At 65.9% G+C, this 223-nt stretch carries 1 pseudogene; it reads left to right on the forward strand.

The annotated features are described in order from the left end of the window. A pseudogene (locus E4K09_RS29995) lies at window positions 1-223 on the forward strand (radical SAM family heme chaperone HemW); the annotation flags it as partial.

Genomic DNA, 223 nt, shown 5'->3' on the forward strand with positions numbered 1-223 from the left:
CCTCGGCGTCCAGGCGCTCAACGATGCCGACCTGAAGCGCCTCGGGCGCATGCATTCCGTCGACGAGGCCCTGGCCGCCGTGAAGATCGCTGCCTCTATTTTCGAGCGCTAGTCCTTCGATCTGATCTATGCCCGCCCCGGGCATACGCCTGAGGCCTGGGCGGCCGAGCTCGAGCAGGCCATCGGCTATGCCGTGGAGCACCTCTCGCTCTATCAGCTCACG

The organism is Microvirga pakistanensis (assembly GCF_004458765.1).
In the GTDB taxonomy this organism is placed as follows: domain Bacteria; phylum Pseudomonadota; class Alphaproteobacteria; order Rhizobiales; family Beijerinckiaceae; genus Microvirga; species Microvirga pakistanensis.